At 64.3% G+C, this 11,820-nt stretch carries 14 protein-coding genes; 10 read left to right on the top strand and 4 right to left on the bottom strand.

Going from position 1 to position 11,820, the window contains the following annotated elements:
* Positions 1-42: 42 nt before the first annotated feature.
* The 3 genes from VA599_RS05630 (at position 43) to VA599_RS05620 (ending at position 3,554) form a co-directional block, all read left to right on the top strand.
* On the top strand, positions 43-1,185 hold the full coding sequence (locus VA599_RS05630; protein WP_346787898.1) for a trans-sulfuration enzyme family protein: 1,143 nt from the start codon (positions 43-45) through the stop codon (positions 1,183-1,185).
* Positions 1,186-1,244: 59 nt separating this feature from the next.
* A complete protein-coding gene (locus VA599_RS05625; protein WP_021478614.1) occupies positions 1,245-1,592 on the top strand; it encodes a RidA family protein in 348 nt (115 codons plus the stop codon).
* Between the two features lie 366 nt (positions 1,593-1,958).
* On the top strand, positions 1,959-3,554 hold the full coding sequence (locus VA599_RS05620) for a hypothetical protein (protein ID WP_346787897.1): 1,596 nt from the start codon (positions 1,959-1,961) through the stop codon (positions 3,552-3,554).
* An 81-nt stretch (positions 3,555-3,635) separates the two neighbouring features.
* Here the strand turns inward: VA599_RS05620 and VA599_RS05615 are convergent, their stop codons facing one another.
* Positions 3,636-3,899 carry a hypothetical protein gene (locus tag VA599_RS05615; protein WP_021478616.1) on the bottom strand — a complete coding sequence of 88 codons (264 nt, stop codon included), beginning with the start codon at positions 3,897-3,899 and terminating at the stop codon, positions 3,636-3,638.
* A gap of 274 nt (positions 3,900-4,173) precedes the next feature.
* On the opposite strand from VA599_RS05615, the gene VA599_RS05610 reads away from it, so the two are divergent.
* A complete protein-coding gene (locus VA599_RS05610; RefSeq protein WP_346787896.1) occupies positions 4,174-4,848 on the top strand; it encodes a hypothetical protein in 675 nt (224 codons plus the stop codon).
* Positions 4,849-4,861: 13 nt separating this feature from the next.
* Complete coding sequence (locus VA599_RS05605; RefSeq protein WP_346787895.1) at positions 4,862-5,446, top strand: C39 family peptidase; 585 nt, start codon at positions 4,862-4,864, stop codon at positions 5,444-5,446.
* Positions 5,447-5,494: 48 nt separating this feature from the next.
* Here the strand turns inward: VA599_RS05605 and miaA are convergent, their stop codons facing one another.
* Complete coding sequence (gene miaA, locus VA599_RS05600) at positions 5,495-6,472, bottom strand: tRNA (adenosine(37)-N6)-dimethylallyltransferase MiaA (RefSeq protein WP_346787894.1); 978 nt, start codon at positions 6,470-6,472, stop codon at positions 5,495-5,497.
* A gap of 117 nt (positions 6,473-6,589) precedes the next feature.
* On the opposite strand from miaA, the gene VA599_RS05595 reads away from it, so the two are divergent.
* The 5 genes from VA599_RS05595 (at position 6,590) to greB (ending at position 10,434) form a co-directional block, all read left to right on the top strand.
* Positions 6,590-7,105, top strand: a complete 516-nt coding sequence (locus tag VA599_RS05595) for a GNAT family N-acetyltransferase (RefSeq protein WP_104947797.1) — start codon at positions 6,590-6,592, stop codon at positions 7,103-7,105.
* A 78-nt stretch (positions 7,106-7,183) separates the two neighbouring features.
* Positions 7,184-7,816, top strand: a complete 633-nt coding sequence (gene scpB / locus VA599_RS05590) for an SMC-Scp complex subunit ScpB (RefSeq protein ID WP_021478621.1) — start codon at positions 7,184-7,186, stop codon at positions 7,814-7,816.
* A gap of 403 nt (positions 7,817-8,219) precedes the next feature.
* Positions 8,220-9,296, top strand: a complete 1,077-nt coding sequence (locus tag VA599_RS05585; RefSeq protein ID WP_346787992.1) for a pseudouridine synthase — start codon at positions 8,220-8,222, stop codon at positions 9,294-9,296.
* 87 nt (positions 9,297-9,383) lie between these two features.
* Positions 9,384-9,851, top strand: a complete 468-nt coding sequence (locus tag VA599_RS05580; RefSeq protein ID WP_021478623.1) for an NUDIX domain-containing protein — start codon at positions 9,384-9,386, stop codon at positions 9,849-9,851.
* A 28-nt stretch (positions 9,852-9,879) separates the two neighbouring features.
* Positions 9,880-10,434 (top strand): transcription elongation factor GreB, encoded by a 555-nt coding sequence (gene greB / locus VA599_RS05575; protein WP_021478624.1) that lies wholly within the window; start codon positions 9,880-9,882, stop codon positions 10,432-10,434.
* Positions 10,435-10,504: 70 nt separating this feature from the next.
* Here greB and VA599_RS05570 read toward each other — a convergent pair whose 3' ends face one another.
* Positions 10,505-10,963: a MarR family winged helix-turn-helix transcriptional regulator gene (locus VA599_RS05570; RefSeq protein ID WP_021478625.1), complete on the bottom strand. Its 459-nt coding sequence runs from the start codon at positions 10,961-10,963 to the stop codon at positions 10,505-10,507.
* Between the two features lie 56 nt (positions 10,964-11,019).
* A complete protein-coding gene (locus VA599_RS05565; protein ID WP_021478626.1) occupies positions 11,020-11,652 on the bottom strand; it encodes a hypothetical protein in 633 nt (210 codons plus the stop codon).
* Between the last annotated feature and the right edge of the window lie 168 nt (positions 11,653-11,820).

Below are 11,820 nucleotides of genomic sequence, written 5' to 3'. Positions count from 1 at the left end.
GCGCTATGCGCCGGGGCGCATGATTTTGAGAAAGGATAAAACATGACCGATTTCCACACTCTGGCCGTGACCGCAGGCGCCCACGAGGATCCGTTCGGCGCGGTGATGCCGCCGATCTACGCGACCTCCACCTACCGCCAGAGCGCGCCGGGCGAACATACCGGCTATGAGTATTCCCGCTCGCAGAACCCGACCCGCGAAGCGCTGGAGCGGGCGGTGGCCGAACTGGAAGGCGGCGTTCGCGGCTACGCCTTCGGTTCCGGCCTGGCGGCGATTTCCACCGTGCTGGAGCTGCTGCCGGCCGGCAGCCACCTGATCGCGGTCAACGACCTGTACGGCGGCACCTACCGCCTGTTCGAGAAGGTGCGCAAGGCCAGCGCCAATCTGGAAGTGACCTATGTCGCCTCCGAGGACAGCGCCGCGCTGGAAGCCGCCATCCGGCCGAACACGCGGATGATCTGGGTGGAAACGCCGTCCAATCCGCTGAACCAGCTGGTGGATCTGCAGCAGGTGTCCGCCATCGCCCGCCGCCACGGCTTGATCGGCGTGGTCGATAACACCTTCGCCTCGCCGGTCAACCAGCGGCCGCTGGACTTCGGCTTCGACATCGTCGTCCACTCCGCCACCAAGTACCTGAACGGCCATTCCGACGTGGTGGCCGGCGTGGCCGTGGTCAGCCGCGACAAGCCGGAGCTGGCCGAGCAGCTGGCCTTCCTGCACAACGCGGTGGGCGCCATCCTGGACGCCTTCCCCAGCTTCCTGGTGCTGCGCGGCCTGCGCACGCTGGCGCTGCGCATCGAGCAGCACAACCGCAACGGCCTGGCCATCGCGCGCTGGCTGGAAGCGCAGCCCTGGGTGGAGAAAGTGTTGTATCCGGGCTTGGAGAGCCATCCGCAGCATGAGCTGGCGCGCCGCCAGATGCAGGGCTACGGCGGCATCGTGTCGTTCTACCTGAAGGGAGACGTCAAGGCCTTCCTGTCCAGGCTGAAACTGTTCACGCTGGCCGAGAGCCTGGGCGGCGTCGAGAGTCTGGTCTGCCTGCCGGCGGCGATGACCCATGCGTCGATTCCAGCGGAACGCCGCGCGGCGCTGGGCATACACGACAACCTGATCCGCCTGTCGGTCGGCGTCGAGGGCGAAGCGGCGCTGATCGCGGATCTGGAGCGGGCGCAGCGGGACAGCTGAGCGCTTTATCGCTAGAATCAGCCGTCATGCCCACCCACTTATCCAATAAGGAGAACGATATGAGCATTTACCGTCACAAGCAGGGCGCCCGTCTAGCCGAAGCCGTGGTCACTAATGGCCTGATCTTCCTGGCGGGCCAGGTGCCGGAAAACACCGACGCCGACGCGCGCGGCCAGACCGAGAATGTGCTCGCTCAGATCGACGCCCTGCTGGCAGAGCTGGATTCGGACAAGAGCAAGATCGTCGACGTCACCATTTTCCTGGCCAACCTGGCCGATTACGACGCGATGAACGCCGCCTGGGACGCCTGGGTGCCGGCAGGCAACGTGCCCGCCCGCGCCACGGTGGAAGCCAAACTGGCGAATCCGGCGTGGAAAGTGGAAATCAAACTGGTGGCCGCGCGCTGATCAGCCGCGCAGTCCTGCCGGGGGATTGACGGCGGGGACGCCGGTCCCGTCGGGATTCGAAAGCCCGGAGCCTGCATCGCAGGTTCCGGGCTTTTTCATTTGGTCAGCGCACCTGTTGATCCCGGGCGGTTGACAGTCGTCTTCCATTTTCTCTTTACCGCAGCGGCGCGCCCAGCTTGGATTTGATTGGTCTATGGAAACATTCCTAAGTAATTTCAATTAGTTATTTTTTAATTGAAACGTCATTTTGTCTTCGCTAGAACGGATACAGGCGCTTCATTCAAGCCGGCAGGCAGGGATGGGCGCCTTTTTCATATCCGGCTGTTTGATTTTCCGGCCGGGAAGGCTTCTAGGGAGATAAGCACAATGTTCATCCTCAAACCGATTGCCGTCGCATCGATTCCGCTTGTCGCGTTGCTGGCCAGCGGAGCCAGCCAGGCGCAAAACGCGCTTCCCGTCGACGTGGCGCCGACCTGTACGGTGACCCCAGGCATGTTCCAGAGCTGGTTCCTGCTCGACCGGGTGACGCCCAACGGCGCGGTCACGCCGGCCAACAGCGTCAAGTTCAACCACGACACCGTCAATCCGCCGGCCAGCAACAAGACCATCAATTGCAATTTCTACCAGTGGTCGCAGCGGATGTTTCTGTGGCTGACGTCCTCTCCGATGCGCATGTACGGCGGCAACGGCACGGTGATGGACTCGGTGGCGTTCTACAGCGTGCTGGATAGCGACGACGGCAAGGCGCGTTGCCTGGTCAACCGCGAACTGGGGGTGAACACCTGCGGCGGCAAGCCGGCCTCGGTGTTCAACATCAGGGTGAACAAGCCGCGCTTCGACAAGACCGATACCGTAGACAATGACAGCGCCGTCAACCAGGCCGACGGCAGCGGGCCGAAGCAGGCGGACGGCGCGGCCTTGATGGCGCAGGGCGGCAAGATGGTCTACTACACCATCCTGGTCAACGACGTGTACGCCTTTTTCGCCTCGGCCAGCGGCACCAAGAACCCCAGGCTGCGTTTTCCCACCACCCAGGCCGAGCTCGACAAGGTGCTGGCCTGGGCCAAGCAGCACCACCATCAGGTGCCGGACGCCGACGCGCTGGCGCTGGAGCTGAAGGCTTCCTGGGTGGACGCCGGCGGCCTGGACACCAACCGCTACATCACCACGGTGGGCGAGATTCCGGTGTTCGATACCCGCGATCCGCAGAAATGGGTGCAGACCGGCAGCCGCCAGGCGTTGCTGGCGCTGGTGGGGCTGCATGTGGTCGGCAGCGCGGCCGGGCATCCGGAAATGATCTGGGCCACCTATGAGCACGACAACAACTCGCCCAACGGCGCTTATTCCTATGTCAACGCCAAGGGCGCCACCGTGGCGGTGCCGCAGGAAGTGCCGCGCGGCATGCTGTTTTCGGCCAATGGCGCGACCGGTCCGTTCAACGTCCAGCACATGTACGTCGATCCGGATGCCAGCCCGCTGACGATCAAGGCCAGCACCGGGCAAACCATCTCGCCCAGCGATACCTTGCGCACCTTCCCCTGGGGCGTGTCCGCGGCCTTGCCGATACAGCCGGCGCAAAGCGCGGCGCAGGCCAACAGCGAGGTGATTTCGATCAACAACAGCGTGCGCAGCCTGCTGAAGCAGGGCGACATCCGGCGCAACTATTTGTTGATCGGCTCCACCTGGACCAATGGCGGCAACGATCCGTACAACCCGTTCCAGCCGGTAGGCGGCAACAACCAGCCCAATCATGTCGGCGGCAACGCGCTGGCCAATTCGACGATGGAAACTTACGTCACCCTGGGCAACAAGCTGTACAACTGCTTTTCCTGCCACAACGTCGGCAAGGCCACCAACACCAATGCCAAGGCCACGGTGGGCGTCAGCCATATCTACGAGAGCATCAAGCCGTTCACCGATCCCAAGCTGAACCAGCTGTGGGAGCGCGCTTTGACCAAGTGAGCGCGTAGCCGCGGCGCGGTCCGGACGGGCCGCGCCGCGCCGTTTTTATTCCGGCATCAGGAAGGACGCCATCCGCGCGGCTCATTGCGGCGGAGGCGGCTTGCCGTTCGGCGGCGGAGGAGGATGGTCGGGCACCGCCGCCATCCGGGCCGGCATCATCTTGCACTTGCCGGTCATTTTTTCGCCGCGGGGCGTGGTGAACGACACGGCGTCGCCGGCTTGCTTGCCATTGCAGGCCTGGAACGCCTCGTCGGGCGGCACTCGCTGGTGGTCCGGAGCAGGGGCGGCCTGGATCGATGCCGCGGCCAGCAAGGCCGACAGGAGCGGCGGAATGGCGATGCGCATGGAGCGTCTCCCGGGAAGATGTTTCACGATAGGCGGACGTTTGCATGAAGAACAAGACGACTCCTGATCTTCCGAACAGTTTTTGTCTGATTTTTTACTTTAAAAACATCATGCAAGTAAATGTAATCCATTGATTTTTTATTGAAAATTCAATGAATTGGACCTTGTTGGCAAATTTGAACCGAAGATTTTCGGCCGCTAAGACTATTGGTATGCGTTTGGTATTGATGGCGCAGCGAACCGAAACCGCATTCCCAGCAAGGAGAGTCCAGCCATGCAGTCGAAATCCGCAATCATTCTGGCGGCCGCGCTCGGCCTGGCCGCCATCACCGCCGGCGCCGTGTTTGCGCAGCCGCTTTTCGCATCAGGCGTAGTCCAGGAGCGGGGCATCGCCGACGCCGCCCGCCAGGGCCTGACCGGCTTCGTCAAGCAGAACCTGGCCGAATACGGCGTCCGCCTGCCGGATGGCTTTCCGCTCTCGGTGGCGGATGGGCGGGAACTGGCCTCGCTGCGGCTCGGCCGGGGATTTCCGGTGTACAGCGTGAATCCGCAGCGCCTGCTGGCCGCCGATGCCGACCTGAGCGGCTTGATGGCGCCCACCGGCAGCTGGCGCTTCGTGGCGTTGTCCGGTTCGCGGCCGGTGGGTCTGGTTACCGTGGAGAAGGTGGAGGGGCGCTGGCAGGCGATTGCCTTCGGCGCCGCCGAGCTGGCCAAAAATGTCGAGGCCGCGCAAGCCGGCCATGCCGGCCAGACCCGCTTCCTGCGGGTCTACCAGGCCCAGTCCGATTTTCTGGAGGTGGCGCAGGCGGACGGCAAGCCGCGTTTCGCCGCGCTGATGTCCGCCCGCGAGACGCTGTCGCTGAAAAAGCAGCCGGCGCTGCTGGACGGCGCTGACCTGATCGAGCCGCTGCGCGCCGCGGTGCGCGCCAATCTGGCCAGCTTCCGTTGAGGAGGGAGTGAACATGAACAAGCGCTTGAACACGACGATTCTGGCGGCGGTCTTGCTGGCGGCGACGGCCGCCGCTCAAGCAGACAGCAAGGTGCTGGGCGTGCCCCTGACGGTGCAGGAGCACAGCCAGTGGTGCTGGGCCGGATCGAGCAAGGCAGTGCTGGCGTGGTACAAGCAGACGCCCAGCCAGTGCGCCATCGTCAACTGGGCCTTCGGCATCAACTATGCCTGTGGCAACAGCAATTTCAACTGGAACAGCCAGGCCAACAGCCCCAACAATATGTTCGGCGGCGGCGGTAGCCTGCAGGACATCTTGAGCAACTGGGGGGTGTCCAACTTTACCGTCTACGACTATCTGTCATGGGCCCATGTACAGCAGGATATCCAGGCCAACCGCCCCTTCGTGATCCGTTACGGCTGGACCAATGGCGGCGGCCACTTCATCGTCGGCCGCGGCTATCAGACCGGCAGCGGCAATTACCTGTACATGATGAACCCGTGGCCGGGCGAGGGGATGACCTACGCCTCGTACAACAGCGTGGTGTCGGCCAGCGATCATGATTGGACCCACACGCTGAGGATGAGCGTCAGTCCCTGAGTGGGAATGCGGATGCGAGAACGGCGGGCCGAGCCCGCCGTTTGCCGTTCAGAAACCGCCATCGTAGCGCAGCGATCCGGCCGGCGGGCGGCCGGCCAGGAAGTCGTCCACCGCGTCGCCGAGCAGCGTGGCCAGACCGTCTCGCTGCGCGTCCACCGGGATCACGTCCAGGCTGCGCGTCCAGGTCAGCTGGCGCTTGGCCAGCTGGCGGGTGGCGGCGACGCCGCGCTCGACGAATTCGTCCAGGCCGTAGAGACCGTCCTGATGTTCCCAGGCCTGGCGGTAGCCGACGCAGCGCATCGAGGGCAGATTCAGCGTCAGCTCCGGATATTGCGCGCGCAGCCGGCTGACCTCGTCCAGAAAGCCTTGCTCCAGCATGATGCGGAAGCGTTCGGCGACGCGCGCGTGCAGCCAGCCGCGCTCGCGCGGCACCAGCGCCAGCGGCAGGAAGCGGAAGCCGGCGGCGGCTTCCTTGCCCTGGGCGATCAGCTCCGACATCGGCCTGCCGCTGAGCAGGCAGACTTCCAGCGCGCGGTGGATGCGTTGCGAATCGTTGGGATTGAGCCGCGCCGCGGTGGCCGGGTCCAGCTCGGCCAGGCGGGCGTGCATCGCCGGCCAGCCCAGCAGCGCGGCGTCGGCGTCCAGTTCGGCGCGCAGCGCGGCGTCGGCTTGCGGCAGGTCGGACAGGCCTTCCAGCAGCGCCTTGTAATAGAGCATGGTGCCGCCCACCAGCAACGGCAGCCGGCCGCGGGCCTGGATCTCCTCGATCAGCCGGTTGGCGTCGGCGTGAAACTGCGCGGCGGAATAGCTTTGCAGCGGGCTGATGATGTCTATCAGATGGTGGGGGCAGGCGGCCATTTCCTCGGTGGAGGGCTTGGCGGTGCCGATGTCCATGCCGCGGTAGACCAGCGCCGAATCGACGCTGACGATTTCGACGGGAAAACGACGGGCCAGCTCCAGCGCCAACCCGGTCTTGCCGGAGGCGGTGGGGCCCATCAGCAGTATCGCTTGCGGGGTGTCGCTCATGGTATTGCTCGTTGCGGTCAGGGGGCGATTGTCGCATAGCCGGCGGGGACATGCGCGAAAGGCTTGACCTTGCCGCTCAGCTGTTTACGATGTGAGTATCGACCCTGGGAGGCGTCAATGAAAATCGAAGCAGCCAGCGAGCAGCATCTGTCCGTCTATCGCCGCTATTTTCAGGCTTGTCGCGATGAGGACTTCGAATACTATCGCGGCCTTCCCTGCGACGCCGATGGCTGGCTGCACAAGGTGGTGCAGCATGCCGACGGCGAGGCGCTGCCGGATGGCTGGGTGCCTTGCCAGACCTGGTTTCTGTTGAGCGACGACGGCGAGATCGCCGGGGCGGCGAGGCTGCGGGAGGGCGAGACCGCAGTGATCCAGGACGTGATCGGGCACATCGGTTTCGAAGTCCTGCCGCGGTGGCGGGGCAACGGCTATGGCCGGGTGCTGCTGCAGTACGTGCAGGCGATGGCGCCGCCGCCGGCCTGCGGCAACTGGGTGCTGGTGTGCGACGCCGACAATCAGGCGTCGGTGCGCACGATAGAGGCCTGCGGCGGCCAGCGGCTGGAAGACATGCCGCAGCCGGACGGCCGGGTGCTGAGGCGTTACAGTCTGGCGTCGTTGGGACTGATGCAATAGTTTCGCGCGCGGCGGAAGTCGTGTAGAATCCTCGGCTTCCCGCGCTTAAACCCCAGAACTCCCCGGCACCCCGGTTTAATGTCCACCATTACCGATTTAAAGTATTTGAAGATTGTGCTGGAGACGGCTTTGCTGACAGCGCAGGAACCCTTGTCGGTTTCCCAGTTGAAACGGCTGTTCACCGAGGACGTCAAGGCCGCGTTGATCAACGACATCCTGGAAGATATCCAGGGCGACTGGCGCGGCAGGGGCATAGAGCTGGTCAAGCTGGCTTCCGGCTGGCGCTTCCGCGCCCGGGCCGAATTCACGCCGTATTTGAACCGGCTCAACCCGGAAAAGCCGCCTCGCTACTCGCGGGCGGTGATGGAAACCCTGGCGATCATCGCCTACAAACAACCTGTGACCCGCGGCGACATCGAAGCGATACGTGGAGTATCGGTGTCCACCAATGTGATGCAGACCCTGCTGGAGCGGGGCTGGATCGAAGTCATCGGCCATAAGGACGTACCGGGCCGCCCCGGCCTGTACGCCACCACACGCAAATTTCTGGATGATCTGAGCTTCGTCTCGCTGAACGACCTGCCGCCACTGGCGGAGTTGGGCAGCCTGGTGGTGCCGGACAGCCAAACGCAGGACGACGGCCCCGATGCGGGCGCAGACGATCTCCCCCTCGACGATGAGGCGGACAATTTAGAGCCAGTCGCGGAATAACGCTTCCGCCAGTTGCTCGCATGGAAAGAGCAAGCACATGTCTACAAAAGGACAACGTAACCACGCGCGCCAACCGGTCGCGCGTGCCAAAGGTCATGAAACCTCGCAGCCGCGCCAGAATGCCGGCCGCAGCCAGAGCCAGTCGCGCCAGGGCCAGGGCAAGAACACCGCCGCCGGCGCCCAGCCGCGCTTCCCGCAGCAGCAAGCGCAACAAGGCCAGCAGGGCCGCCGAGGCGGTCAACAGCGCCAGGCGCGCGACGCTTACGGCAACCCCATCGCGCCGACGCAGAACGGCGCGCCGCTGTTCAAGCTGAGCCGCCGCGAGCAGGAGCAGCAGGCGCTGGCCGCAGGCAACCGCAAGCCGCAGTATCAACGCGATAGCAATGGCGACGTCAACGGCAATGTGGCGCTGGACCACGAGCAGCGTTTCGGCAACAAGAACGCCGCGCGCCCGGCCGCCAATGGCAATGCCGCGAGGGGCCGCAAGCCCGCGGCTGGCCAGGCCCAGTCCGGCCAGGCTCCGGCCACGGAAGCCAAGCCGCGCGGCGACGCCAAGCCCAAGCTGCAGGTGCAGAAGGCCAAGAAACTGCGTCTGCGCAGCCCCAGCCAGGACATCAAGAACAAGGCGCAGAAGCTGAAGGAAGTGCGCGTCGATCTGAACGAGATCGAGCCGGTGCGCTTGCAGAAGGCCCTGTCCTCGTCCGGCGTCGGCTCCCGCCGCGAGATGGAAGAGTGGATCGAGGCCGGCCTGGTCACCGTAAACGGCAAGAAGGCCAGCCTGGGCGACAAGGTGGGTCCGCAGGACAAGGTGCTGGTCAAGGGCGACCAGATCAAGCTGAAGTGGCCGGACCGCCTGCCGCGCGTGATCATGTACCACAAGGAAGAGGGCGAGATCGTCACCCGCGACGATCCGGAAGGCCGCGTCACCGTGTTCGACCGCCTGCCGCAAGCCAAGTCCAGCCGCTGGGTGGCCATCGGCCGCCTGGACGTCAACACCGCCGGCCTGCTGCTGATCACCACCAGCGGCGAGCTGGCCAACCGCATGATGCACCCCAGCTTCGAAGTGGAGCGCGAGTACTCGGTGCGCGTGCTGGGCGACCTGACTCCGGAAATCATGAAGGAAATGACCAAGGGCGTGGAGCTGGAAGACGGCGAAGCCCGTTTCGACCGCATTTTCCAGACCGGCGGCCAGGAAGAGTCCGCCAACCAGTGGTTCAACGTGGTGATCAAGGAAGGCCGCAACCGCGAAGTGCGCCGCATGTTCGAGCATTTCGGCCTGACCGTCAGCCGGCTGATGCGCGTCCGTTTCGGCAATATCGGTTTGCCTCCTCGCCTGAAGCGCGGCCAGTTCTATGAGCTGAACGCCGCCGAGGTCGCCGCGGTGATGAAGTGGTCCAACCTGACTGTCACCGGCGGCAAGAAGACCGGCGGCCAGCGCCGCGGTTCGCCTCGCAAGCCCAAGGCCGTGCGCAGCGAGTAAGCCGGGTTTCCGCGAGAGCGGAATCCGCGTCGAAGATATGGGCGACCGCCGAGAGGCGGTTGCCCGTTTTGTTTTTCGGGAGGTCTGTTGGAAGAATTCGGTCAATGCCAAGCCGGCCTGCCCTTGCCGGCGCCGGAGCGAAAACAGCGCGCGTCCATCGTCATCATCGAGGACGGCAGGGTGCTGTTGATGCACAGGGTCAAGCCGGGCAAGGACTATTACTCGCTGCCCGGCGGCAATATCAAGCGGAGCGAGACGGCGGCGATCGCCTGCGTGCGCGAGACGCGCGAGGAAACCGGCTTGAACGTCTGGCTGGAGGTCGGCCCGCTGTGCGTGCTGGAGAGCGAGAGCCGGACCGAGCACGTGTTCGTCGCCCGCGAGCATCGCGGTATGCTGAGGCTGGGCGGCCCGGAGCTGGCCAAACTGTCGCCGGATAATCTCTACGAACTGGTCTGGCTGGACGCCGAGGCTTTGGAGCGGGTCAGGCTGCGGCCCAAGTCGCTGCGTCCGCATTGCCTGGCCCTGCTGGAGGCGGCGGGACAGGCTGGGGCATAATGGCGCAACCCGTATCAGGATGAACGACATGAGCAAGGCGTTTACCAAAGAAGACGAGCAGCAGGACGACGACCTGCCGGCCGAGCGCCGCCTGCCGGCCTCGACCAAGAACTACATCACTCCGGCCGGCTGGCAGCGGCTGAAGGACGAGCTGTACCACTTGGTCAACCGCGAGCGTCCGGAGATGGTGCAGGTGGTGAACTGGGCGGCGAGCAACGGCGACCGCTCGGAAAACGGCGATTACTTGTACGGCAAGCGCCGGCTGCGCGAGATAGACCGCCGCATACGCTTCCTGACCAAGCGGCTGGAGATCGCCGAAGTGGTGGACCCGGAAGCGCGCGAAGCCACCGATCAGGTGTTCTTCTCCGCCACCGTGCTGATCCAGCGCGGCGACGGCAACGAGCAGCGCCTGTCCATCGTCGGCGTCGATGAGATCGACCTGGCGCGCGGCCGCATCAGCTGGATCTCGCCGATCGCGCGGGCGCTGCTGAAGTCGCGCGAGGGCGACAGCGTGCTGTTCCGCGGTCCGGACGGCGACGAGGATATCGAAGTGCTGGAGGTCTGCTACGTCCGCCTGGACTGAGGCGGAACGCGGATGGAAAAACAGCGGCCCGGAATATTCCGGGCCGTTTCTGTTTGGGCGGCGGGCGGGATCAGGGCTGCATGTGCTCGGACAGCTTGCCGTTGATCATGAACCAGTCGCGGGTGGCCTTGTCGCCACAATCGTCGAAGGCATTCTGCAGCACCCGCTGCTGCTCGCGGTGAAGGGCTTCCTCCAGCCTGAGGCCTTCCTCGCTCAGCGTCAGTTGCTTGACGCGCTTGTCGTGCGGAGCCGGCTGGCTGAGAACCAGCTCCATTTCCATCAGTTGGCGCAGCGGGATGTTGATCGCCTGCTTGGTGACGCCGAGGAAGGACAGCAGATCCTTGACCGACAGCTTGGGATAGCGCGCCACGAAGAACAGGATGCGGTGGTGGACGCGGGCCAGGCCGCGCCGGGCCAGCATTTCGTCCGGTTTGGCGGTCAATGCCTTGTACGCGTAGTAGAAAATCTCGATCGCTGCCCGGGTGTCCAGACCGGTTTCCGCCTCCTTATTTGCAACAGACTGGCTCATGTCGTGTCCTGTTCAGATTGATGGGCGCCGGCGGCGGCCGGCATGAATGAATGGCTTCAGCGCTGGCGAATCACCACGTTGACGCTGGAAAGCGGGTGGGAGCTGATTTCCCCGACCGCGACCGATACCCAGGTGTCGTCCTTGTGCGCCACCAGATAGCGGTCGGTCTTGTGATAGACGATGAAGGATGAATTCTGGGCGGTTTGCCAGAGATTCGGGTCGTTGGCGCAAGGCTTGTCGCAGACGAAATCCAGCGTGTAGCCGTTCTGGCGCAGCTGGCTCTGGTAGGCGGCCCACACCTGCATCGTGCTCTGGGTTTCCGGGTGTTCGTACAGATCCTTGTAGACCTGGCCGCGCAGCAATTCGGATTTCACCACGCGGATCGAGCCGTCGTTGTTCAGATTGGGGCGGCTCAGGAATACGGTCTGCTCGTCCAATTCCTTGTAGCTGTGATGGTATTCATCCAGCTTGGCCGGCAGCGGCGATGCGACCGGCGACGGCTGGCTCAGCCGCAGCCTGGGCGTGGTGGATTGGTCGCCGGTCTGGTTGGAGCCAATGGCGCCGCCTACGCTCTTGACCGTGTCGACGGCCTGGTTGACCGAATTGAGCACCGAGCCCAGGTCGAAGGCCTGGGCCTGGCTGCAGGATAACGCCGAGAAGGCAAAGCAGGCAGCGGCGAAGCGGCGCATGCGCGTCTCCATTGGAAGAGGTTTGTCACGGATGCGTCAGTATCCCGGCAGCGACCGAATAGATCAATGACATTTTCATTTCCACGCCGTGGGGAGGGGGATGAGTGTTGCGGCTCGGCTGCGGGGCCGGGTTTGTTAGCGCTAATCCTGGCGTCGCGCCCTCCGGTG

The organism is Chromobacterium indicum (genome assembly GCF_039708975.1).
In the GTDB taxonomy this organism is placed as follows: domain Bacteria; phylum Pseudomonadota; class Gammaproteobacteria; order Burkholderiales; family Chromobacteriaceae; genus Chromobacterium; species Chromobacterium piscinae.
This window is presented reverse-complemented; position numbering and strand designations above follow the sequence as displayed.